General features: G+C 72.9%; 19 protein-coding genes and 1 pseudogene. 7 read left to right on the forward strand and 13 right to left on the reverse strand.

Features of this window, described 5'->3' with window-relative positions:
• The first annotated feature begins 62 nt into the window (after window positions 1–62).
• The 4 genes from OG624_RS39540 (at window position 63) to OG624_RS39555 (ending at window position 4,425) form a co-directional block, all read left to right on the forward strand.
• Window positions 63–2,162 (forward strand): SpoIIE family protein phosphatase, encoded by a 2,100-nt coding sequence (locus OG624_RS39540; RefSeq protein WP_371640605.1) that lies wholly within the window; start codon window positions 63–65, stop codon window positions 2,160–2,162.
• A 79-nt stretch (window positions 2,163–2,241) separates the two neighbouring features.
• Window positions 2,242–2,766, forward strand: coding sequence for a GNAT family N-acetyltransferase (locus OG624_RS39545; protein ID WP_371640606.1), 525 nt, complete (start codon window positions 2,242–2,244; stop codon window positions 2,764–2,766).
• Between the two features lie 125 nt (window positions 2,767–2,891).
• Window positions 2,892–3,296 (forward strand): nuclear transport factor 2 family protein, encoded by a 405-nt coding sequence (locus tag OG624_RS39550; protein ID WP_033216757.1) that lies wholly within the window; start codon window positions 2,892–2,894, stop codon window positions 3,294–3,296.
• A gap of 49 nt (window positions 3,297–3,345) precedes the next feature.
• The gene (locus OG624_RS39555; protein WP_371640607.1) at window positions 3,346–4,425 is read left to right on the forward strand and encodes a hypothetical protein; all 1,080 of its coding nucleotides are present in this window, start codon (window positions 3,346–3,348) and stop codon (window positions 4,423–4,425) included.
• Window positions 4,426–4,430: 5 nt separating this feature from the next.
• Here OG624_RS39555 and OG624_RS39560 read toward each other — a convergent pair whose 3' ends face one another.
• Window positions 4,431–5,378: a nucleotidyl transferase AbiEii/AbiGii toxin family protein gene (locus OG624_RS39560; RefSeq protein ID WP_371640608.1), complete on the reverse strand. Its 948-nt coding sequence runs from the start codon at window positions 5,376–5,378 to the stop codon at window positions 4,431–4,433.
• Between the two features lie 246 nt (window positions 5,379–5,624).
• Window positions 5,625–8,843, reverse strand: a complete 3,219-nt coding sequence (locus tag OG624_RS39565) for an amidohydrolase family protein (protein ID WP_371640609.1) — start codon at window positions 8,841–8,843, stop codon at window positions 5,625–5,627.
• Window positions 8,844–8,983: 140 nt separating this feature from the next.
• Here OG624_RS39565 and OG624_RS39570 point away from each other — a divergent pair, with 140 nt between their 5' ends.
• Window positions 8,984–9,889 (forward strand): aminoglycoside phosphotransferase family protein, encoded by a 906-nt coding sequence (locus OG624_RS39570; protein WP_371640610.1) that lies wholly within the window; start codon window positions 8,984–8,986, stop codon window positions 9,887–9,889.
• A gap of 64 nt (window positions 9,890–9,953) precedes the next feature.
• Here the strand turns inward: OG624_RS39570 and OG624_RS39575 are convergent, their stop codons facing one another.
• Complete coding sequence (locus OG624_RS39575) at window positions 9,954–10,484, reverse strand: hypothetical protein (RefSeq protein ID WP_266360090.1); 531 nt, start codon at window positions 10,482–10,484, stop codon at window positions 9,954–9,956.
• 136 nt (window positions 10,485–10,620) lie between these two features.
• The gene (locus OG624_RS39580; protein WP_266360088.1) at window positions 10,621–11,238 is read right to left on the reverse strand and encodes a sigma-70 family RNA polymerase sigma factor; all 618 of its coding nucleotides are present in this window, start codon (window positions 11,236–11,238) and stop codon (window positions 10,621–10,623) included.
• A gap of 78 nt (window positions 11,239–11,316) precedes the next feature.
• On the opposite strand from OG624_RS39580, the pseudogene OG624_RS39585 reads away from it, so the two are divergent.
• Window positions 11,317–12,151, forward strand: a pseudogene (locus OG624_RS39585) (alpha/beta fold hydrolase).
• A 101-nt stretch (window positions 12,152–12,252) separates the two neighbouring features.
• Here the strand turns inward: OG624_RS39585 and OG624_RS39590 are convergent.
• The 7 genes from OG624_RS39590 to OG624_RS39620 all read right to left on the reverse strand — a co-directional run bounded on the left by OG624_RS39590 (window position 12,253) and on the right by OG624_RS39620 (window position 19,082).
• Complete coding sequence (locus tag OG624_RS39590) at window positions 12,253–13,437, reverse strand: cytochrome P450 (RefSeq protein WP_033216764.1); 1,185 nt, start codon at window positions 13,435–13,437, stop codon at window positions 12,253–12,255.
• Window positions 13,427–14,167: a tRNA-dependent cyclodipeptide synthase gene (locus OG624_RS39595; RefSeq protein ID WP_078909088.1), complete on the reverse strand. Its 741-nt coding sequence runs from the start codon at window positions 14,165–14,167 to the stop codon at window positions 13,427–13,429. Before OG624_RS39595 ends, OG624_RS39590 begins: the two co-directional genes overlap by 11 nt.
• A gap of 394 nt (window positions 14,168–14,561) precedes the next feature.
• Window positions 14,562–15,524 (reverse strand): endonuclease/exonuclease/phosphatase family protein, encoded by a 963-nt coding sequence (locus tag OG624_RS39600; RefSeq protein ID WP_371594696.1) that lies wholly within the window; start codon window positions 15,522–15,524, stop codon window positions 14,562–14,564.
• 20 nt (window positions 15,525–15,544) lie between these two features.
• Window positions 15,545–16,822 carry a serine hydrolase domain-containing protein gene (locus OG624_RS39605; protein WP_371640611.1) on the reverse strand — a complete coding sequence of 426 codons (1,278 nt, stop codon included), beginning with the start codon at window positions 16,820–16,822 and terminating at the stop codon, window positions 15,545–15,547.
• 87 nt (window positions 16,823–16,909) lie between these two features.
• Window positions 16,910–17,782 carry a PhzF family phenazine biosynthesis protein gene (locus OG624_RS39610; RefSeq protein ID WP_371640917.1) on the reverse strand — a complete coding sequence of 291 codons (873 nt, stop codon included), beginning with the start codon at window positions 17,780–17,782 and terminating at the stop codon, window positions 16,910–16,912.
• 551 nt (window positions 17,783–18,333) lie between these two features.
• Window positions 18,334–18,633, reverse strand: a complete 300-nt coding sequence (locus OG624_RS39615) for a hypothetical protein (protein ID WP_244290704.1) — start codon at window positions 18,631–18,633, stop codon at window positions 18,334–18,336.
• 122 nt (window positions 18,634–18,755) lie between these two features.
• Window positions 18,756–19,082 (reverse strand): hypothetical protein, encoded by a 327-nt coding sequence (locus tag OG624_RS39620; protein ID WP_033216768.1) that lies wholly within the window; start codon window positions 19,080–19,082, stop codon window positions 18,756–18,758.
• A gap of 109 nt (window positions 19,083–19,191) precedes the next feature.
• Between OG624_RS39620 and OG624_RS39625 the strand changes: the two genes are divergently transcribed.
• On the forward strand, window positions 19,192–20,172 hold the full coding sequence (locus tag OG624_RS39625) for a TAXI family TRAP transporter solute-binding subunit (RefSeq protein WP_244290705.1): 981 nt from the start codon (window positions 19,192–19,194) through the stop codon (window positions 20,170–20,172).
• 7 nt (window positions 20,173–20,179) lie between these two features.
• Here the strand turns inward: OG624_RS39625 and OG624_RS39630 are convergent, their stop codons facing one another.
• Window positions 20,180–21,631, reverse strand: a complete 1,452-nt coding sequence (locus tag OG624_RS39630; protein ID WP_371640612.1) for a sensor histidine kinase — start codon at window positions 21,629–21,631, stop codon at window positions 20,180–20,182.
• Window positions 21,628–22,398: a response regulator transcription factor gene (locus tag OG624_RS39635; RefSeq protein ID WP_371640613.1), complete on the reverse strand. Its 771-nt coding sequence runs from the start codon at window positions 22,396–22,398 to the stop codon at window positions 21,628–21,630. Before OG624_RS39635 ends, OG624_RS39630 begins: the two co-directional genes overlap by 4 nt.
• Window positions 22,399–22,503: the final 105 nt, after the last annotated feature.

Genomic DNA, 22,503 nt, shown 5'->3' on the forward strand with positions numbered 1-22,503 from the left:
CCGCCCCAGGGCGGGTGGCGGCGGGCGGCGCCGGGCCGACGATGCCGGAAGGAGCGTCGCCGATGGGAGCGATCGACGGGTCGGGGACCGGTGGGCTCAGGCCCGGCATGTCCGGGGTCACTCCGCCGAGCGGATTGCTCGACGTCCTGAACGTCGCGGCGGTCGTCCTCGACTCCGAAGGGCGGGTCGCCCTGTGGAGCCCGCAGGCCGAGCAGCTGTTCGGCTGGACGGCCGCGGAGGCGCTGGGCCAACCCGCTGCCCGGCTGCTGGCCGCCCAGGAGCACGTAGGCCTGGTCACGGAGCTCTTCGCACGCGTCATGGGCGGCGCGGGCGACTGGGCGGGCGCCTTCCCGGTACGCCGCAGGGACGGCACCACACGCCTGGTCGAATTCCGCAACATGCGGCTGCTCGACGAGCACGGCGACATGTTCGCCCTGGGGATCGCGACCGACCGCACCCGGCTGCGCCAGCTGGAGCGCGACCTCGCCCTGTCCGCGCGCCTGGTGGCCCAGTCCCCGATCGGCCTCGCCGTCCTGGACACCGAGCTGCGGTACGTGCTCGTCAACCCGACCCTGGAACGGATCAACGGGCTCCCCGCCGAACAGCACATCGGCCGGGGCGTCCGCGAGGCCCTGGCCTTCCTCGACGACGCGGAAGCCGCCGAATCGGCGATGCGCCAGGTCCTGGCCACCGGAACGCCGCTGCTCGAACAGTTCACCGCCGGCCGCACCCACGGCGGAGACCGCACCGAACACGCCTGGTCGGTGTCGTACTACCGGCTGGAGGACGCCACCGGCCGGGTCCTGGGCCTCGCCACCTCCGTGGTGGACGTCACCCAGAGTCACCGGGCGGCCATCGAGATCGCCCGCAGCCGCCGCCGGCTCGCGCTCATCGCCGACGCCACCGTCCGCATCGGCACCACCCTCGACCTCGACCAGACCGCCCGTGAGCTCGCCGACGTCGTCGTCCCCGAGCTCGCCGACATCGCCGCCGTCGACATCCTCGACTCCGTCCTCGAAGGCCGGCCGACCCTGCGGTCCTCCGCCCACGAGCCCGCGGTGTTCCGTGCCCTGGCCCTCGCGGCCGCCTACCCCAGCGACGCCGTACGCGCCGCCGACCCGCCCGGCGACATCGCCCGCTACGCCGCGGACCGGCTGGTCACCCAGTCCGTGACGACCGGCCACCCCGTCCTCGTCGCCCACGTGCAGGCCCAGGACATCTCGCGCATCGCCCGCGACAGCACAGCCGCCGACCTCCTCAGCCGCGCCGGGCTGCGCTCCTACCTGGCCGTCCCGCTGATCGCCCGCGGCGAGGTGCTGGGCGCCCTCGACCTCAAACGCACCCGCAACCCGCTGCCGTTCAACGACGACGACATCGTGCTCGCCGGCGAACTCGCCGCCCGCGCCGCCGTGTGCATCGACAACGCCCGCTGGTACCGCAACGCGCACCACACCGCCCTCGCCCTCCAGCACCACCTCCTGCCCCACCACCCGCCGCCCACACCCGGCCTGGAGGTGGCCTACCGCTACCGGCCGGCCGCGGCCAGCAGCGAGATCGGGGGCGACTGGTTCGACGCCATCGCCGGACCCGACGACACCACCGTCCTCGTGGTCGGGGACGTCATGGGCAGCGGCATCAACGCCGCCGCCAGCATGGGACAGCTGCGTACGGCCACCCGCACCCTCGCCGAACTCGCGCTCGACCCGCCCCAGGTGCTCCACCAGCTGGACCACACCACCGCCGCACTGGAGGAGACCATCGCCACGTGCGTCTACGTCGTCTACGACCCGCACGCCGCCGAATGCCGGGTCGCCCTCGCCGGACACCTGCCCCCCGTCCTCATCCGCGCCGGCCGGCAGCCCAGGCTCCTGGACCTGCCCACCGGTGCCCCGCTCGGCGTGGGCGGCATCCCCTTCGAGTCCACATCCATCGCCATGGACCCCGGGGACCAGCTCGTCCTCTACACCGACGGTCTGGTCGAGACCCGGGACCAGCCCATCGACGAACGCCTCGACCTCCTGCTGACCCTGCTCGCCGACACCGGACGCCCGCTGGAGGAGACCTGCGACCGTCTCCTGGACTCCCTGCGCCGCACCGACGACCACGACGACGTCGCCCTCGTCATCGCCCGCGCCCGGACCCTCCCGACCGGCTCCGCCTGAGCGCCACGGTCGGCGCCGGGCACGGCGCCCTCCCGGCGGAGAACGTCGACCGGACCGGCCGACTGTTATCGTCCGAGGTATGCCCGAGCTCATATCCCCCAGCCCCCACCTGCACGCTTCCTGGCTCGCCGCGCAGCGGGAATGGGGCCCCGACTTCCACTTGGACGGCGGCGGGCTCGGCTTTGACGACGAGGTGGACTCCTTGGAGGGCTTCGCGGCCTGGGTGGAGCGACTGCGCCGCTGCTCGGACCGTACCCTGCCGGTCGACCACGGCCGGGTCCACGCGACGTACTGGTGGATCGTCGAGGGCGACACGTACCTGGGCGCGATCGACCTCCGGCACTACCTCAACGGCTTCCTCCTCGACGCGGGCGGCCACATCGGCTACAGCGTCAGGCCCTCGGCACGTCGCCGGGGCCTGGCCACCTGGGCCCTGGGGGCGGTCCTGCACGAGGCGCGCGTCCTGGGCATGGACCGGGTCCTGCTGACCTGCGACCCGGACAACGAGGCGTCGATCCGCACGATCGAGGGCAACGGCGGCCTGCTGGAGGACGTCCGCGACACCCTGATCGGCCCCAAGCGGCGCTACTGGATCGACCTCTAGCGCATCGTCCACCCCTCGGCGTCACCCTGTTCGGTCCGCCGACGAGGTGACCCGCGGCCCGATCCGACGGGCGGGGCGATTCCCGGGCGATCCCCGGCGGTCACCCTCGGTGTTACTGTCGCGCCATGTCGTCCAAGGCCGAAATAGACGTGGTGACCGCCGAGTTCTTCGGCGCGTTCGACAACCGCGGTGGCAAGGCCGCCGATCTGGACCGGATCCGGCGCCTCGTCCTGCCGGGCGGGGTGATCACCATGACCGGACCGCGGTTCACGGTCTACACGGTGGACGAGTTCATCGAGCCGCGCCGCCGGCTGCTGGCTGCCGGCGGCCCCCTGGTCGATTTCTCGGAGTGGGAGACCTCCGAACGGACCGAGATCGTGGGCGACATCGCGTCGCGGTTCGGCGAGTACCGCAAGTCCGGGACCCTGGACGGCAAGCCCTTCGAGGGGGCCGGGACCAAGACCATCCAGTTCGTCCGCACCGAGGACGGCTGGCGGATCGCCGCCTTCGCCTGGTACGACCAGCCCTGATCGCGTCCGGCCGGCCCCTCCGGCGCGGCGTCCGAGGAGAGTTCCCGACATGGCCCAGGCCCTCGGCGGCGACGACGCGCCGCTCCCCGTACTCGGCGCGGTCGAGACGATCGCGCTGCCCGCGCAGGCCGGGACGGTGAGGGACATCGCCCCCACCGACCGCGGGATCGTCCTGCTGTGCGACGACGGACGGATCCTGCACCGGGACTCCGACTCGGGCCTCTGCACCGACGTCGCCCGTACCACGGTCACCGTGCCGGCCGACGCGGAGCCCTGGTGCGACCGCGTACAGACCCTCCGGCTGCACGCCTCGCGCGACGGAGCGTTCGCGGCCGTCGTCATCGACCACGGCCGCACGGGGGAGGTCCTCGACCTGTCCACCGGGCGCGTCACCGTCCCGCTGGAGAACGACGGGTACCAGAGCGACACGGTGCCCTTCTCCCTGGCGTTCACCGAACACGCCGGACGCGTCGTCGTCCTCCACCGCACCGAGTGGAACCTCATCGAGGCCACGGACGCCGCCACCGGCGCCCAGGTCGCCCGCATGCCGGCGACGGACGGCGACTCCCTGGACCCGTCGGATCACTTCCACGGCGCCCTGCATCCCAGCCCGGCGGGCACCAGGATCGCCTCGGACGCCTGGGTGTGGCACCCCCTCGGCCGACCCGTCGTATGGAACCTGGACCAGTGGCTCACCGAAGGCGAGCACGCCTGGAGCGGGGACATCGGCCGGGCCGCTCTGCCGGCCTGCGCGTACCACTGGAACCGCCCGCTCGTCTGGCTCGACGAGGACCGCCTCGTCCTGTCGGGTCTGGGCGACGACGAGCAGGAACTACGGCCCGGGGCCCGCGTCTTCGACCTCGGCCATCGAGGGCCGGACGGACCCGGCAACACCGAGGAGCCCCCCGAGATCGCGACCTTCGGCGGGCCCGAGGGTCGCTTCTTCGCCGCGGACGGGCTCCTCTACTCCTCCTCGGAGTCCGGGCTCGGGATCTGGAACCCCACCACGGGCACCCGCCTCGGTGCCCTCGCCGGATTCCGCCCGACGCACCACGACCTCACCCGCGGCGAACTGCTCGAACTCTCCGCCGCCGGACTGCGCCGGCTGTCGACGGCCGCCGAAGGCTGATCCGCTCAGGCCGGGGCGTACGGCGCGAGCGCGGTGCGGAGTCGGGCGAGCCAGGCGGCGGCCGACCCGCCCACCCCGGGATGGGCCGCGCGGAAGCACTGCCAGGCCCGCTCGTCCACCCGTACGCCGGCCAGGCGCGGCGGCGCCGGGACGGACCGCTCCCGGCCCGCCTCGGCGAGCAGCACGGCGTCGTACAGGTCCTTGCACCGCGGGCCGTCCTCGGTCGCGGCGTCCTCCACCAGCCACCGCAACTTCCAGGCCAGCGACAGCCCGAGGCTCGCCGTTCGAACCACCGTGACCCCGCCGTCGCCACGCGGGACGGCCGTCCAGACGGGCGCCTCGGGCAGCCGCTCGTCGCGGGAGAAGTCCAGCTGCGCCGTCCCCGCCGGCCCGGAGTCCGCCCGCCACGGGATCAGGATCCTGATCCCCGGGGGCCCGAACTCGCCGTCCGTGTACGTGTAGGCCCAGGTACCGTCCCGGCGCGCCCCGTCCGCGTCCAACAGGACGCCCGCGGCGGCCCGCGGGCTGGCGCGGACCCGCTCCAGCAGGTCTTCGTACGGCGGGAAATCCGCCGGCTCCGGTTCCGGTTGCCACACCAGGCCCTCCGGCGGGACGTACGCGCGCAGCCCGCGCGTCTCGAACTCGGCCTCCCCGTCCGCCCATATCTCGTAGCGGGCCGCTCCGTCGGCGGCTTCCGGCCACTGCTGCACGGTGTCGTACCCGGGGACGTACGGATGGGGACCGCGCGGGTCGACGGGGACCGGCGACGGCGGCGGCACGACGAAGTCGAGGTCACCCGGCGGCCGGGCCCGGTCGCCGACCCACGCGGGCATGACCATGCTGCCGCGCAGGACGAGGTCGTCGCCCCACGCGGATTCCGAGATCAGCCGCAGCAGATGGTCGAGGGCGGCGCGGCCGGGCCCCGCCGCGGCCGTCCTGTCGTTCACGATCATGCGGCGACTGTAGGCGCGACCACCGACAGTCCGGGCCGGCGGGCCGGGCCCAGGCGGCGACTCACCGGATCAGGTCGGTGTGCGGGGGGCGGTGGAACGGCCCGGCCTTGCACCATGTCACCACAGCCGCCGAAGCGATCGCTGTCGCCGTCGACCGAATCCCTGCCGACCTGCTCCGGACGTCTTCCGAGCACCCTGAACACGACTCCTGAGAGTGACACCGGCGACGCCGCCCTCTTCATCCGGTCAGCGCGATGATCCGACGGGCACGTCCTGGTCGTGCGGTGTGCAGCAGCCGTCGCGCAGCATCTGGTCCAGGACCGTTCGCCAGTCCCCTGACTCCGGGGCCGTCGGGGTGAAGGCCCTTTCCAGGGCGGGGCGTTCGCGGAGCGTCCCGCCGCGGACGGTGGCCCGTACGCGCACCAGGTCGTCGAAGTCGGTGAAGGGGTCGCCCCCGATCAGGGTGAGGTCGGCGATCCGGCCGGGCTCGACCGTGCCGAGCCGGTCCGCGACGCCGAACATCCGCGCCGGGGTCAGGGTCACCGTCGTCAGGGCCTCCGCCGGTGACAGGCCGTACCGGTGCAGGGCTCGCAGGGCCAGGTGGAGATGGAGGCCGACCGGGGTGAGCGGTGCGTCGGTGCCGAGCGCCAGACGCCCGCCGCCCGCGAGGACGCTCCGGTAGACGCCGACCTCCCGCTCCAGGGCGAGGCTCTGCTCCGTACTCGGCGGCGTGGCCGCCGCGGCCCGCACGGCCGCCACGTCCCACGGCGGCATCAGGGACGTCACCCGGACATCGTGGGCGAGCGCCGGGTCGGCGCCGATCAGCGGGAGCGCCGTGAAGGGGGTGGCGATCAGGTCGAAACCGCCGTGCGTGTAGACCTCCAGGGTGTCCTGGTAGGTGTGCCCCCGTGGGGTCGCGCCGTGCCCGTGCTCGGCACGCTCGGTCGCCACCAGATGCGTGGTCAGGTCCTGGCCGGACCGGATGCCGGGGGCGCACAGATGGGAGCCGGCCAGGACACCGAGCCGCTCGTGCGCGAACCGCGCCGCCTCGGCCATGTACGGGTACGGCGCTCGTACGTACGTCTTGACGAAGTCCCAGTCCAGCGCCGCCGCCCGGGCCAGCGAGCGCGCGAACCCCGCACGCGTGCGATGGGCGCGCCCCATGCTGTAGGCGACGCGCGAGCCGTCGAGGAGTTCCCCGCCGGCCAGCAGGCGGGGGGAGGCGAGCCGTCCGGCCCGGATGTCCTCGCGGAGTCGGGCCTGTTCGTAGGCGGAACCGCCGAGCGAGACCACGGTGGTGACCCCGTAGGCGAGGTGCAGCGCGCCCTGCCGCGCCCCGTAGGTGTAGGGGTACGGATGCACGTGGGAGTCCCACAGGCCCGGCAGGACCGTGGCGTCGGAGGCGTCCACCGTGCGGGTCGCGCGGCGGCCCGGCCGGTGCGGTTCGACGGCGGTGATCCGGCCGCCGGCGATCAGGATGTCGACGTCGGCCCGGGGTGCGGAGCCGGTGGCGTCCCACAGCAGTCCCGCGCGTACGACGGTGTCGACGGGTGCGGGGCGCCGGTAGGTCAGGGAGACGGGCACGGTCCGGGGTGCTCCGGCCGGTACGCCGGCGGCGTCGAGGGCGAGCAGGCGAAGCCGGGCGCAGGACTGGTAGAGCAGGGTGCGGGAATCGGCGGTCCACGAAGGATGGTCGGCGGGTTCGTCGGTCAGGCGGCGGGCCGGTCCGGTCGGGGTGCCGTCGGGGGCGACGGGCAGCAGCCAGAGGGCCGATTCGGCGACGCAGGCCAGGAAGCGGCCGTCGGGTGACCAGACCGGGCCGGAGGCGTAGCGGTCCGAGAGCGAGGCGTGCGGGGCGAGCGCGTGCAGGCGGGCCGCCCCGGTGCCGGCGTTGACGATCCGGATGAGGTTGTAGCCCTCGCGGAAGCGCCGGCTGAGCCGGTTGCGGTCGCACAGGGCGAGGTGGCGGCCGTCGGGAGACCAGCTGGGCGGGCCGGGCAGACCGCCGCCTCCGAGGGCCGTGACCAGAGGGGTCTCGGTCCCGGTCGCGAGGTCGCGGACGAGGAGTCGGCCGGCGAGGTCGAGGGTGGCGAGCTTCGTGCCGTCCGGCGACAACACGCCGTAGACGCGGCCGTCCGGAGCGAGGACGGCCTCCCGGCCGGTGTCGAGTTCCCGGCGACGCACGCCGTTCAGGCCGTCGCGGTCGTCGGTGTAGACCAGCGCGCGGCCGTCCGGGCTCCACACCGGACCCTGGACGTACGCCGTGACAGGGGCCTGGACGACCTTGCGGACTGCGCCGCCGGCGACGGGGGCGACCCACAGGGCGTTCAGCGCGGCGAAGGCGACCCTGCGGCCGTCGGGGGAGAGCGCGGGCTGGTGGATGCCCCGGACCGGAAGGCTCCGCTCGGCCTCCAGGACGTACTCCTTGACCCGGTAACGGGGTCGGGGCACTTCGAGGGTGGCGTCGAGGGGGATCTCGCGGCCGGCGCCGCCGTCCTCCCGGTGCGGGCGGATCACCCGGAACCGGCCGTCGAGGGTGATCAGCAGCCGGTCGTCGCCGATCCAGCACGGGGGAGCGGGCGCCAGGTCGCCGTCGAGGGGGACCGGCCGGCCGTCGACGACGAGGGAGAGGTTCTCGGCCTTGCGCGGGCCGGGGGCCGCGGACAGCCAGGCGGTGCGTCCGGACGGGGAGAGCGCGGGAGCCAGCAGCCGGCCGTCGGTGACGGTGTGCTCGACGCGGACCGGGTCCTCGACGGTGGGTTCGGCGGCGACGGAGGCGATGGTCCGGGCGGTCAGGGTTTCTCCGGTGGGTGTGCCGCGTACGAACAGCACGCGCCCGCCGTCCGGTGACCAGACCGGGTCGAAGTCCTCCCACGCGCCGTCCTGTCCGGGGCCGTCCTGTCCGGGGAGTCCCGTCAGCCGGCGCGGGCGGCCCCCCGTGACGGGGACGGTCCAGATCCGGTACGGGCTCCCGGCGACCGGATCGCCGCCGCGCTCGGAACAGAAGGCGAGGCTGCGGCCGTCGGGCGACCAGGCGGGCGCGCGGTGGTCGAACGGGCCGTCGGTGAGCGGGCGCAGGCCGGAGCCGTCCGCGTTCATCACCCAGATGTGGAAGGTTCCGCCGCGGTAGGCGCTCATCGCCACCTGGCGGCCGTCGGGGGAGAGCACCGGACGGCCGGGTTCGAGGTCGGGCGGGGTCAGGGGCGTCGCCGGGGCGCCGTTCGGGGGCAGTGACCAGAGAACGCCCTGCACCTCGGCGACGACCCGGTCCCCGGTGGCGGTGGCGGTGGCCGCGCCGTTGGTCGCCCGGGTGAAACGCAGCCGGACCAGGTTCTCCGTGGCGTCGCCCGGGGTGATCCCACCGGGCGTGGCCGACGCCTCGCAGGCGTGGCCGAGCAGCGCCGTCAGGGCGCCGGTCGAAGCCGCCCGCAGCAGGGTCCTTCTCGTGACTCTCAACCCGACCACTCGCCCGTCCGTCGATGACCGCCCCCGTACGTCCTGTCGGTCACGCAAACGATCACGACCCCGATCGGGCAACGGCGCCGCGCGGGCGCTCCGGCAAAAGGGTTTGACCTCATCCGCGGTCGACGATCGGATGGCGGTCCATGAGCACTGCACAGATGCATCCTGGCGCGCACCCCGTCGACGAGGACCTCGTACGCCGGCTGATCGCCGGGCAGTTCCCCCGGTGGGCCGACCTGCCCGTGGAGCGGCTGCCGTCGCCCGGCACGGTCAACGTGATGTACCGGCTGGGTGACGACATGGTCATACGGCTGCCGATGCTGGCGGGTGGGGCCGAGGACGTGGCGATGGAGTGGGAGTGGCTGCCCCGCCTGGCACCCCGACTGCCCACGCCCGTCCCGGAAGTCCTCGGGGCCGGGAAGCCCGCCGAGGGGTACCCGTGGTCGTGGTCGGTCCTGCGGTGGCTGCCGGGGGCGAACCCCGAGGCCGGGGCGCTGCGCGAGCCCGTGGCGTTGGCCCGCGACCTGGCCGGGTTCGTGGCGGCGATGCGGAGCGTCACCCTGCCGGGGGCGCCGAAGGCCTACCGCGGTGGGTCGCTCGCCCTGCTCGACGCGCCGACCCGGGCGGCGATCGAGCAGCTGCGCCGGATCCCGGAGGAGGGCGTCGACTGCGATGCCGTGGCCGCGGTATGGGAGGACGCGGTGCGGGCCCCGGAGCCGGACGGGCCACCGGTGTGGCTGCACGCCGATCTGACGCCGGGCAACCTGCTGGTGGCCGGGGGCAGGCTGAGCGCGGTCATCGACTTCGGGTGCATGGGGGTGGGGGATCCGGCCTGCGATCTGTTCCCCGCGTGGAACCTGTTGCCGGCCGATGCCAGGGCGGTCTTCCGCGCGGAGCTCGGCGTGGACGACGTGACCTGGCGTCGCGGCCGGGGGAGGACGCTCTCCCAGGCCCTGAACGCGCTGCCCTACTACCGCAGGACGAACCCGGCGATGGCGGCCAACGCCCGGTACGTGATCGGGGAGGTGCTGGGGGAGGACGGACGGTGAGGCCCGGCCGGGCCCGGCGGGAGTGCGCGGGGTCCGGCCGGGCCGCTCGGTGGTCGTGCGGCGCTCAGGAGCCGGCCGCGGAGGTGCAGGCCGCGCTGCCGCCGCAGAAGGTGACGTCCCAGTGGTTGCTCTCCCGGGCGTAGACGTTGCCCGCGGCGGAGCGGTAGCGGGCGGCTCCGTCGCCGCGGTCGGCGATCCGGGTGAAGCTGTTGGTGACGTAGGCGCTGACACAGCTGGTCGGACTGAAGTCGATCTTGTAGCCGTTCCAGTGGCTGTAGGTGCCCGAGGCGTGCCCCACCTCCGTGCCGCCCGTGATGGTGAGGGCGCAGTGGCTCGCGTTGCGCAGGGTGCTCACGTCGCTGATGGTGGCGGCGTTGACCTGTTCCAGCGAGGTGCACGTGGCATTGTTCCGGTTGCTGCAACCGCCGCTGGAGGACAGGCCGATGCCGCCCGTCGCGTTCAGCTTGCTCACCGCCGCCGCATGGCTGAGCTTCGCCGGGGCGGCGTGGGCGGTGCCGGGAACGAGCAGGGCGACGAGGGCCGCCGTGGTGCCGACGAAGCTGGTGGCGAGGGTGCCGCGGACTCGACTGCGCATGAGGATCTTCCCCTTGTCAGGATCGACGTGCTGGCGACACCCACTTCAGCAGCTCGCGGCGAGGCCGTTGCGCGGCGCATTCCGGAAGGGCCGGAATCAGCCTCGTATCAGGCCGAAGAAGCACAGGGGCGCGGGATCAGCACGCGTCCCGGAGCCGGTCGCGCTGCACCTGGTGGGCGAGGGTACGGCGGACCGAGGGCGAGGCCGAGACCGTCGCGGGGGTGCCGGTCGTCGCCTTGGGAGGGACGTCGAGGCCGCGGCTGATCTCGTCGTACGCGGCCCGGAAGGCGGCGGGCAGTTCCGCTCGATGGCGCGTCAGGTCGTCTTCGAGGAGGCGCCGCAGCTCGTCGACGGTGCGGGGCGTGAAGCGCTTGCGGCCCCGGGCCAGGGCCTCGACGCAGCGGGTGCAGCGCGCGGTGTCGACGGTCTCGGCGACCGCCTCCGCGAGCCCCCACAGGCGCCCTTCGAGCCACGGGGTGTCGTACTGGTCGAGGGCGAGCCCCATCGGCGCGGCGAGGTCCTCGATCCCGTACTTCGCCACCTGCTTCGAGACGGCGGGCTGACTCATGTCCGCGATCCGGGCGATCGTGTCCTGGGTCCAGCCGAAGCCGACGAACAGTTTGATCATCTCGGCGCGCAGCTTCCGCATCTCCTCACCCGCGCGGATGACCTCGTTCATGCCGGCGAGCATCCGCACGGCCTGTTCCTCGGTCAGCGTGCCGGGTGCGCCCTCGTCGCTCTCTCGGTCTGCCACAACCCGGTTATACACCCGGGCGCCCCCTCCCTCATAACCCGGTTGTACAACCAGGTTATGGCCGGCAGGATCCGCGGCATGCCCACTTTCACCGCGCCGGACGGAACCCGGCTCGCCTACCGCGTCCACGGCAGCGGCGACCCGCTCGTCTGTCTCCCCGGCGGCCCGGCGGACTCCGCCTACCTCGGTGACCTCGGAGGTCTGTCCGCGCACCGCCGGCTGATCGCCTTGGACCTGCGCGGCACCGGCCGGTCCGCGGTCCCCGAGGACACCTCCTCCTACCGCTGCGACCGCCTCGTCGAGGACGTCGAGGCCCTGCGCGAGCACCTCGGTCTCGCCCGGATCGATCTGCTCGCCCACTCCGGCGGCGCGAACCTCGCCGCGCGGTACGTGGCCCGGCACCCGGACCGGGTCCGCAGGCTCGCCCTGATCACCCCCGGCACCCGGGGCCGTCGGCGTGGAGATCACGGGGGAGAGCCGACGGGAACTCGCGCGGCTGCGGAAGGGCGAGCCCTGGTTCCCCGAGGCGTTCGCGGCGCTGCGGGCGATCACCGAGGGCGCCGGTACCGACAGCGACCGGGAAGCCATCAGCCCCTTCTTCCACGGACGTTGGGACGACGCGGCCCGGCGACACCACGCGGCGGCCCGCCCGGACAACACGGAAGCCGTCACCCTCTTCGCGGCCGACGGCGCCTTCGACCCGCAGGCCACCCGGGCCGCGCTCGCCACCTGGCGGAACCCCGCCCTGCTGCTCGCGGGGGAGTTCGACGTGAACAGCCCTCCTCGGGCGGTGGCCGCGTTCGCCGAGCTGCTCCCGGGCGCCACGCTCGTCGTGCAACCCGGCGCGGGCCACCACCCCTGGCTCGACGACGCGGACCGGTTCGTGGCGACCACGGCGGCGTTCCTGACGTAGGGCGGCGTTCCTGACGTAGGACAGGGCGATGGCCCCGGCCGGATTCCCCCCGGCCGAGGCCATCATCGAGCAGGCGCGTCGTCCCCCCGCGCCGACGCGATCTACCAGAGCACGGGCAGGCGCTCCGGGATGCGCTTCATGAAGCGGGTACGCCACACGAGCTGGTCCACCGGCACGGCGAGAGCGAGGTCGGGCATCTTCTCCAGGAGCACCTCGATGGCGATCTCGGTGTGCCGCTTGCCGAGAGCGGTGGCCGGGCAGTAGTGCTGTCCGCCGCCGAAGGAGAGGTGCGTGCCGGCGTTCGGCCGGTCGATGTCCGCGACGTGCGGGTCGGGGTACACGTCGGGGTCGGTGTTGGCGGCCTCGACCAGGACGAGCATGAGCTCGCCCTTCTTCACCTCGACGTCGCCGAGGGTGACGTCCTCCAGCGCGAGCCGGGGAAGGCCGTCGGCGATCGACAGGTTGATGCGCAGGAGTTCGTCCACCGCGGCCGGGATCTTCTCCGGCTCCTTGCGCAGCCGCTCCCACATCTCCGGGTTCTGGAGGAGGGAGACGATCGCCATGGTCAGGAAGCCCATGGTGGAGATGACCCCCGCGCCGAACAGCGTGACGCCCACGGTGGCGAGCATCTCGTCCGTCAGGTGGTCGTAGTCCGGGTCGTTGCGCAGAGCGGCGAGCTCGGCGATCAGGCCGGTGGTGGTGGGGTCGTCGAGCCGCTCCACCATGTAGGCGATGTCGCGGTCCCAGTTGAGCTTGGCGCCGGTCACCGGGCAGGCCGAGTTCATGAACGCGATGTCGAGGCTGGCCGCGAGGCGCGGCGCGTCGGACTCGGGAATGCCGAGGATGCGGCAGTGCAGGTTCTCGGCGTACGGGTTGGTGAACTGACCGCGCAGGTCGACCGGCGCCCCGTGGCTCAGGAGGCCGTCGACCAGGCCGGTGGCCTGGGCGCGCATCCAGTCGGTGAGCCCGTCGGTCTTGGGGTTGATCGCCTTGAGCACGGCCTTGCGCAGCCCCGCGCCGGTGATGTTGCCCATGTTGTTGACGACCTCGGGCGGGATCGTCAGCGCGTACTGGCGGGGCACACCGGGGGCCGAGGTGTCCTTCAGGCTGAACCGGGGGTCTTCGAGGACCTGCTTGGCCAGCGGATAGGAGGAGACGAGCCAGGCTTCGTCGCCGGCTATCGTGCGCACCCGCTTCACCGGCTCGCCGCGCAGTTCCTCGATCTCGGGCGGGAGCTGATCGCCGCGCGCCGAGAAGGGGAAGTCGAGCAGGGTGTCAGTGGTCATCGGAGGCTCCTTCGGCGGGGGTGATGATGGCGTGACCCTGGTTGCGCGAGGCGCGCAGGCCCGAGCCGCGTGAGTAGAGCAGTTCCGCCATGGGCAGGAGCTGGTGGTAGCAATTGAGGGAGGACGGCACACCGAGAATGGCCGGCGTGTCGAGGAAGAGCGGCATTTCCGCGCAGACGTACTCCAGGCACACCTCACGCTGTCGCGTCGTGGCGGCCTTCCCGTTCAGCACCTTGGACGAGAGGAAGGCATCGACCAGCGAGTTGCTGGTCTTGCGGAACTCCGGGTCGGTGTCCAGCAGGTTGGTCAGGTGCCGGTGGAGCGCACGGTAGGCGGGGATGTCGGTGAGGGAGGACATCGGGCGGGCACGGAGGCGGGCGCCGGTGGGATCGGCCTCCGCGGCGGCGTTGTTGACCTTGGCGCGGACGCCGCGCAGGTTCTTCACCGCCTTCCGTCGTGCTTCGTCCTCGCCGTAGCCGAGAGCCTCGTACATCTCGGCCACGTGCATGTCGGTGTAGATGAGATCGACCTGCTCGAAGTTGCGCAGGCCCCAGTGGGCAAGGTCATTGACACGTTGGGCCGAGAAGTAACTGTTCCCCGGGGAAATGCCTATGACGGCATGATCGCCTTCGGTGCTGATCACCTGGCAATGCGGGGTGTACGGCCGGACTGTGAAGACTTCGGTTGCTGTCGTCAACAGGGGTCGGGTCCTTTGTGCCGCTAGTCCCATGGGGCCCTGTGCCCCGGGTGTGGCGGCGACGTGACAGAAAGCTACCCGAACTCTGTGCGACGTTCCATGTCTTCTGGGTAGTAACTCATCTGGCGGACAACACAGTTGACCCGGGCATCTTTTGAACGCGGCCGATCAGGGCTCTACCGGCGGCCGAGCAGCTGTGTTTTACCGGCTGTTTCCGGATTGTCCATCGGCGTGAAATCGGTCGGCCGACCGGAATTCCTCCCAGCCGATTCCGGCCGTGGGTCGACACTGAAGGACCATCAGCCTCCGCTTGCTGTAGGGCCTTTTCCGGTCGGCGCGTGCGACGGGCGGGACGGCCGGGAACCGCGGGAAAAAGGGGGAGACGGCCGGTGGTCGAGCACGGGTCGAGCACGGGTCGATCGTGGCGTCAGTAGTCGAGGACGGCGAGGACCGCCGCGTGGTCGGAGGGGCTGTCGTGCGGTGCGGCCGGGTGCGCGCCGTCCACCGTGGGCAGCTGCTCAGGGCCGGTGAAGACCCGCTCCAGCCGCGGCAGCAGGGCCCGGCTCACCAGGATGTGATCGATGAGTTCCTTCTGGCCCTCGAAGACGCGGGAGAAACCGCCCTGTTCCAGGATGCTCGGCGCGAGGTTCCACAGGCGCCGCGGGTCGCCGAGGTCGGTGTCCTGGAAGCCACCGGTACCGATCTGCGAGCCGGGCGGGCCGTACAGGATCTGCGTGGTGGCCGCCTTGAACTCGTCGTTGAGGTCGCCCATCACGATCACCTCGTGCGTAAGACCGTCGCCGCGCAGCAACTGGTCGGCGACGAAGCGCATGGTGACGGCCTCGGCTGCGCGGCGGTACAGGGCGTACGCGGCGTAGCGGGCCCGCAGTCGCTCGTCGTCGGTGCTGTGACGGTTGCCCGGGAAGGTCAGCAGCTTCGACTTGAGGTGACAGACGGCCACCGACACGGTGTGGCCGGGCGCGGGACTCCACCGGACGACCAGGCCGCCGCGCCCCATCCTCCTGGTCATGGTTCCGTCGTCCTCGACCTGGACGGGTGGGAGATGGTCCGGGAAAGCGGTGCGGTCCTCGACCACGGTCAGCGGCCGGCGGCTGAGGAAACCGGCCCGGATGCCGCGCCGGTCGGGGTGGGTGGACAGGGCGATGTGCCAGTCGCCGTCGAGCCTGTCGACCAGATCGGTCAGCGCCTCGTGGCTGCCGACCTCCTGGACGCCGAGGAGATCGGGCGCGAGGTGGTCGATGGTGGCCGCGAGGCCCTCCAGCTTCGCCCGGTAGGTGGCCTCGTCCTTCGCGGCGCAGCGGTTCGATGGCGGCCCACCCGGGGGCAGGGGGCGGCACAGGTTCTCCAGGTTCCACGTACCGATGACCACGCTCACGGCCGCCCCCGCCGTCAGCCTGCCTTGGGCGCGACCGGTTTGTGGCCGGGATACACGTGATCGGGAGTGACGATGCCGGTGACCGCCTCGCCGAAGAGCGTGCTGGGCTCCTGACCCTTGTACTGGCTGTCGGTGTTCAGGACGATGACCATCGTCGCCTGGGCGGACGGCAGGTAGACGGGCAGCACCTCGTACCCGGGGATCGAGCCGTTGTGGCCGATCCAGCCCTGGACGTCGAAAATACCGAGGCCGTAGCCCGCGCCCGGGATGTCCATCGGGGTGGTCTTCAGGCGTTCGGCCTGCGTCGCCGGCTTCAGCAGCGTGCCGGTGGCGAGGGTACGGGCCCAACTGCGCAGGTTCTGGACGTCGGAGACCATCTCTCCGGCGGCCCAGGCCCAGGACGGATTCCAGTGGGTCGAGTCCTCGACCTGGCCCGAGGCCGTCTGGTCGGTGTAGCCGTGCGCGTAGGGCGCCGGCAGGGCCGGGCTCGTCGGGAAGACCGTGCTGCGCAGCCCGGCCGGTCCCAGGACGTCCTTGGTGATCACGTCGTGGAGCGGCCGGCCGGTGATCTTCTCCACGACCAGACCGAGCAGGATCAGGTTGGTGTTGCTGTAGTCGAACTCCGCGCCCGGCTCGAACAGCACGGGGTGCGCGAAGGCGACGTCGAGCAACTGCTGCGGTGTGAAGGACTGCTGCGGATCGGCCTCGAACTTCTTCACGAAGGCGTCGTCCAGGCTGTAGTTGAAGAGCCCGCTGCGCATGCCGGCCAGTTCCCGCAGGGTGATGCGGTCACCGTTCGGAACCCCTGTGACGTACTTGCCGATGGTGTCGTCCAGACCCACCTTGCCCTGGTCGACGAGCTGGAGGAGGGCGGTGACGGTGAACGTCTTGGTCTCACTGCCGATGCGCACGTGGAGGTCGGGAGTCATCGGCGCGCCGGTCGCCTTGTCCGCCACGCCGAAGGACCGTAGGTAGCTCCCCTTGCCGGGGGCCCACAGCCCGACCGTCACACCCGGCACCTGCGCCTCGCGCATCACCCGGCGCACGGCCGCGTCGAGTTGCGCCGCGACGGCCGGTGTGAGCGGCGTGAAGCCCGTATCGGCGTCCGACGAAGCGGTGGGGGTGGGGGTGGGGGTCGGGGTGGGCGTGGGGGCCGCGGCCGCGGAGAAGGGAGCGGACCGTTCGGGAGCGGAGGCCCCCGACGCGGAGCCCGCGGCCGCCGGGGCGATGAGCACTCCTGTTGCGGCGGCGGCCGCGCAGGCCCGGCGTAGCCGGAGGTGGGTTGGCTTCACGGCATGGTCTCCTGCCGTCCGAGGACCCGGGCAACACCATCAGCGTAGGTCCGCGTGCCCCCGATCGCTCGGTGAGCCTCCCGCCCCTCAGGAGGGCGGGAGCTCGCGCAGGTGTCCCTCCCCGACGAGTGCGACGCCGCCTCCGACGCGTACCGGCCGGATGTCGCGGCCGTGGCCGTCGGCGCTGACGGTCATCGTGCTGGGTCGCCCGGTGAAGCGGCCCTGGCGCAGCAGGGTGCGCTCCCCGGAGCCGATCCGGCCGTGGCCGCGCAGATAGGCGACGGCACAGCCCGCACCGCTCCCGGTGGCGACGTCCTCCAGGAGCCCGTCGTTGTTCCAGTGCCTGCCCTCCATGGCCGAGGCATCCAGCAGGTAGGCGAACTCGGCGCCGACGCGGGCCAAGGGCGCGTCGAGCGGCTGCGTGACACGGGCGCGGGCGAGCGCGTCGCCGCGTACGGGGAGCACCAGGTAGCGCAGGCCCGTGGAGACCACCTCCGGGGGCAGATCGGGGTCCAGATCGGCCGGTTCGAGGGCGAAGAGGCCGGCCAGGCCCTCGGGGTCGGGGCGTCCGAGGAACGCTGCCGCGCCCTGGTCGAGGAGGCTCGCGTACCGACCGGGGCCCCGGCGTTCGGTGGTGACCTCCACCGGACGGCCGGGCAGGCACAGGGTCCAGGCCTCGTGGTCCGCGGCGCCGTGCAGGGCGTGCAGCACCGCGGCGGCGCCGATGAGGGGGTGCCCGGCGAACTCCAGCTCCCCCGCGAGGTCGAAGACGCGCGCACGCCACGTGCGTGACCGCCCGCGTGCGGTGTCGCGGACGAGAAAGACGGACTCGAAGTGCCGCAGTTCCTGCGTGATCGCCCGCATCTGGGCGCCGGTCAGCGGATCGGCTTCGGGGAACACCGCGAGGCTGTTGCCGCTGTAGGGGCGGTCGGTGAAGACGTCGACGTGGTGGTAGCGCATGGCGGCGACGCTACCGGGGGAGCGGGACCGCCCGTACGGGGCGGCACCTGGGCCGTCTCCTTCGGATCTCGTCGGATGGGCCCGGGTCGTCCGGTGCGGGCCCTCGCAAGGCGGAGGGGCGCTCGTGTACCGGATGTACTCAGGTGGCCCGACAACCCGGGGGTCCCCGTGGCCATCAGCGTGGCATGGGGCAGCAACGAGCACGCCGTCAGGGTCGGTGAACTCAGCGCACCGCGCGTCGAAGTGGCCCTTGATGCTCTCGATCTGCCCGATGGTGGCGATACCGGCGACCGGGCCGCTCCACCATGCCTCGGGAGTCGTCCGGCGGTCCCACAGCAGGGTCCGGCAGGCGATGTCCCGCAGGGCCGCCCCCTGGCCGGCCAAGCCCTGCTCGTCGCGAGCGAGAACGGCTCGCCCGAGCAGCGTCTGTCCGGCTGCTGCCGGGGTTGCCCAGATGGTGACGGCTGTCCGGCCGCCCGGCCGCGTCACCCGGCGCAACTCCTCCAGGGCCGAGCGGGGTTGTCCGACAGGGTTCACGACGAAGTTGCCGATCACCGCGTCGCACGCGTCGTCGGCGAGGGCGGTTCCGGCAGAACGGTAGGGCGCACATCGGCCGTCGCCGCATTCCGGGTGGCGACGGCGACCGTGCTCGGGTCGGCGCGGCCGCCGCCACCTTCGCCCCGCGCTCGCACGCGGCCGCGGCGGCGGTCCCCGTACCGGCCTCGACCCCGGCCGCCGTCGAGCAGCCGGGGCACCGGGTACGCGCAGAGCGTGCCGAAGCTGCCCGCACAGGCATCGGCCTGCGCGGCCCACGCGCGACGCTCGGACGTGTCGAATGCCGTCACTGTCATCGGCCCCTCCCCAGAACCACCCGAAGAATCCGCTCTCGCGGGATATCGCGAGATTCACGCAACGATCATGGCGTCCCGGCTTCGGCGCTTCTCCTGGCGTGGCGACACCGCGCCGGTCGGGACTAAGGGTTGTCTTCCCGACCGGCCGAGGTGGTGAGGTTCTCGACCCGGTGGTTGTGGCGGCGTCGTGTCAGTTCCGTGGGGGGCACCACCGCTGCCAGAAAGACGGCGAGACTCGCCCATGGCGGCAGCACGTTGTTGAGTGCGACCAGGCTCACCCCCAGGGCGAAGCCATAGGCTATTTCGATCCAGAACGGAACGACTCCGTGGTTGAAGAATGTCGGGACGATGTATCGATCTCGGCAGCCTATTTTCGAGAGATGTCGGATGTAGGTGATGCCGGCGAATGCCGCGATGGCGGCGGCGGTAATGATCGTCGCGATATGCATGAGTTTCTCCAGTCTTTCCTCTCCATTCCCCCTTCCAGGGAAAAGGAGAGGAAGGAACACGTCACGACCCGGAATCCCGTGGCTTGACAATCCGGCCTAGGCTTCCGCCGTGACCAGCGCAGAAGTGACCAGACGGCGGCTGATGGGCCTGGGCCTCGGTGCCCTGGCGGGGGTGTCGGCCGGCTGCTCGGGGGATTCCGGACCGGTACGGCGGCTACGGCTCGCCACGGGACCCGAGGGCGGGCCGTACAACGCGTTCGGGCAGGCCCTCGCACAGGCCGTCGCGGCGAGCGGTCGCCGGATCGAGATCGTCCCGGTGAGCACCGCGGCCAGCGTGGACAACCTGCGCAAGCTGGACGACGGCTCCGTCGAGCTGGCCCTGGCCATGGCGGACGCCGCCGAGGACGCGGTGCTCGGGCGGGAGCCGTTCCCGAGGCCGACCGCCGCGACGGCCCTGGCCAGGGTGTACGTGAACTACACGCACCTGCTCGTCCCCGCGGCCGGGCCGGTGCGCTCGGTGGGGGATCTCGCCGGGCGCCCGGTCGCCTCAGGCGCTGCGGGCTCGGGGGTGCAGGTGGTGGCGGAACGGGTCCTGCGGGCGGCCGGGCTCGACGGCGCCCCCGCGTCGGAGGCCGCTGCGGCGGACGAGCGGCAACTGGGTCTCGCACCCTCGGTGAGCGCCCTGCGCGAGGGCTCGGTCGACGCGCTGTTCTGGTCCGGAGGAGTGCCCACCCCGGCGTTGGCGGACCTGGCCCGCGAGCTGCCGCTGCGGTTCCTGCCGCTCGACGCCCACGTCGGCGCGCTCCGGGAGCGCTACGGCCCCGTCTACTCGGCGGTCACCCTGCCGGCCGGGGTGTACGGGTTGACGGAGCCGGTGGGAACCATCGGGGTCGGCAACTACCTCCTGGCACGGGCCGACGTACCGCCGGGCGCCGTACGTGACCTGCTCCAGGTGGTGTTCGACCGGTGGCGCGACCTGCTGCGTGAGGTGACGGCAGGGGCCCGGCTGGAGCCGCGGTTCGCCATCTCCACCGGTGAGGTGCCCCTGCATCCGGGCGCGGTGGCCCACTACCGGTCGGTGTACGGCTAGGGACGGCCTAGCCCGAGGCCGGGAGCCGGAGCTCCACCATCAGGCCGTGCGGCTCGTGGCCGCCGACGTCGAGCCGGCCGCCGCTGATCCGGGCGATCTCGTCGGCGATGGCCAGTCCCAGGCCGCTGCCGGGGACGTTCTGGTGTTCCGGGGAGCGCGCGAAGCGGCGTAGCAGCAGCGGCAGATGCTCCTCCGGTACGCCCGGACCGTCGTCCGTGACCCGTACGACGACGGAACCGACGGAACCGGCCGGGCCGGCGGTGCTCCCGTCGGCCTCCCGCCCGGCGCGCACCTCGACGCGGCTGCCGCGCGGGACGAACTTGACGGCGTTGTCGAGCAGCGCGTCGAGGACCCGGCCCGCCGCGTCGGGCAGGGTGCGAGCCCGCAGGCCTTCGGCGAGGTCGGCGGCCACCAGGTCCACCCCCGCGGCGCGGAAGACCGGCGTCCAGGCCGCCACCCGCTCGCGTACCGCCCGCGACACGTCCTCCTCGGTCAGTTCCGCCGTCCCCGACTCGACCCGGGCCAGTGCCAGCAGGCCGTCGAGCAGCTCCTCCAGTCGCTCCGCCTCGTCCAGGGCGCGGCCGTGCTCGGCCAGGCCGGGTCCGGGCGCGATGTGCGGCTCGACGTTCTCCAGCTGCAGCACCAGCGTGGCCAGTGGATTGCGCAGCTGGTGGGAGGCATCGGCGACGAAGTCACGCTGCCGGCCGATGGAGTCGGCCATCGCCTCCGCCATGGTGTTGAAGTGCTTCCGCAGATGGCGCAGTTCCGGCGGACCGGTGTCGGACACGGCCCGGGCGTGCAAGCTGCCGGCGGTCAGTCGCTCGACGGCCCGGTCCAGGTCCAGTACAGGCCGCATCAGCCAGCGCGTGATCCCGGCCGCCACCAGGGCGGCCGCCGCGAAGGCGGCGAACGCCCCGGCGGCGATGAGCGACCAGCGGACCGTCACGTCCCGGCGGGCGGCCTCGGTGGGCACGGCCATCAGGACCGCCCCGCTCACCCGCTCGTCCCGGCCCACCGGCTCGGCCAGCACGACGGTGCGCGGCCCCCAGGGGCGCAGGGTGGGCAGCCGGTCGGTGGAGCGGCCGGTGAGGGCGCGGCGACGGGCGTCCGCCCCGTCGGAGGTTCCGACGCGCGGGGAATCGTCGGTGGCCGCGTCCGTGGCGGCTTCCGCCGCCGGACCGGTCCCGGCCCGCGCCACGGTCGCCCCGGAGGAGTCGACCACGACCACCCCGGCTCCGTAGAGCTGGGCGTAGCGGCCGATCTCGGCCGACAGTTCCGCCCGGTCTGCGGCGCTACGCATCCGGTCGGCGAGGTCGGCGAACCGTACGGCCTCGGAGCGCCGTTGCAGGAGAAGGTGCTCGGTGCGTCCGCGCGCGTAGGCATCGGCCAGGGGGATGCAGAGCAGCAGTGCCGCCGCCCCCATGAGCACCATCAGCACCGCCAGCAGCCGGCGCCTCACCGCTCGTCGCCCCGCGCGTCCAGGACGTCCCCCGCGTCCGGGACGCCCCCCGCCTCCGGGACGGGGGTGTCGGCCGGAGCCGGGAAGCCGAGCTGGTAGCCGAAGCCCCGGACGGTACGGACCAGGCCCGAGCGGCCGGTCTTGGCGCGGATGCCCGCCACATGGACGTCCAGGGAGCGGGAGGCCGCGAGGAAGACGTCGCCCCAGATCCGGTCCAGGATCACCGCCCGCGCATGGACCTCGTCCGGTCGGGCGGCGAGGAAGGCGAGGACGTCGAACTCGCGGCGGGTGAGCCGTACTTCGGACCCCGCGACGGTGACGGTGCGACCGGCGAGGTCCACCTCGACATCGCCGGTGCGTACGGGCCGGGACCCGGCCGCGGCGGGTTCCGGGTCGGCCGTACGGCCGGGATACGGATCGGTCCGGCGCCGTACGGAGTCGATCCGGGCCATCAGCTCGGCCATCCGGAACGGCTTGACCACGTAGTCGTCGGCCCCGGCCCGTAGCCCCTGCACGATGTCGCGCTCCTCGCAGCGCGCCGTCACCACGATCAGCGGCGCGTCGCAGACGGTCCGCAGCCGCCGCAGCAGCTCCAGCCCGTCGAGGTCGGGGAGGCCCAGGTCGAGCAGCACGAACTCGGCCTCGCGGACGTGCCGCAAGGCGTCCAGGGCGCGCCCGACCCGGCGGACGGTGTGCCCGCGCTGCGCGAGGGCCGTGCCGAGGGCTTGGGCCATGCGGTCGTCGTCCTCGACGAGCAGCGCGTGCATAGACAGTCCCTCACGCCCTGTGACCGGAGCCCCGACCTACCGGAGCCGCTCCTACGGAGCCACCGGATCCGGATCCCCGTGGCCCGGCGCAGCAGCTTACGGGAG

It is taken from the genome of Streptomyces virginiae (assembly GCF_041432505.1).
Lineage (GTDB): Bacteria > Actinomycetota > Actinomycetes > Streptomycetales > Streptomycetaceae > Streptomyces > Streptomyces virginiae_A.

Coding starts and splice junctions, on each gene's coding strand:
- OG624_RS39615 (WP_244290704.1), bottom strand. CDS start 18,633: ATGACAGTGACGGCATTCGACACGTCCGAGCGTCGCGCGTGGGCCGCG.
- OG624_RS39540 (WP_371640605.1), top strand. CDS start 63: ATGGGAGCGATCGACGGGTCGGGGACCGGTGGGCTCAGGCCCGGCATG.
- OG624_RS39555 (WP_371640607.1), top strand. CDS start 3,346: ATGGCCCAGGCCCTCGGCGGCGACGACGCGCCGCTCCCCGTACTCGGC.
- OG624_RS39560 (WP_371640608.1), bottom strand. CDS start 5,378: ATGATCGTGAACGACAGGACGGCCGCGGCGGGGCCCGGCCGCGCCGCC.
- OG624_RS39575 (WP_266360090.1), bottom strand. CDS start 10,484: ATGCGCAGTCGAGTCCGCGGCACCCTCGCCACCAGCTTCGTCGGCACC.
- OG624_RS39550 (WP_033216757.1), top strand. CDS start 2,892: ATGTCGTCCAAGGCCGAAATAGACGTGGTGACCGCCGAGTTCTTCGGC.
- OG624_RS39620 (WP_033216768.1), bottom strand. CDS start 19,082: ATGCATATCGCGACGATCATTACCGCCGCCGCCATCGCGGCATTCGCC.
- OG624_RS39590 (WP_033216764.1), bottom strand. CDS start 13,437: ATGACCACTGACACCCTGCTCGACTTCCCCTTCTCGGCGCGCGGCGAT.
- OG624_RS39570 (WP_371640610.1), top strand. CDS start 8,984: ATGAGCACTGCACAGATGCATCCTGGCGCGCACCCCGTCGACGAGGAC.
- OG624_RS39635 (WP_371640613.1), bottom strand. CDS start 22,398: ATGCACGCGCTGCTCGTCGAGGACGACGACCGCATGGCCCAAGCCCTC.
- OG624_RS39610 (WP_371640917.1), bottom strand. CDS start 17,782: ATGCGCTACCACCACGTCGACGTCTTCACCGACCGCCCCTACAGCGGC.
- OG624_RS39595 (WP_078909088.1), bottom strand. CDS start 14,167: ATGGGACTAGCGGCACAAAGGACCCGACCCCTGTTGACGACAGCAACC.
- OG624_RS39545 (WP_371640606.1), top strand. CDS start 2,242: ATGCCCGAGCTCATATCCCCCAGCCCCCACCTGCACGCTTCCTGGCTC.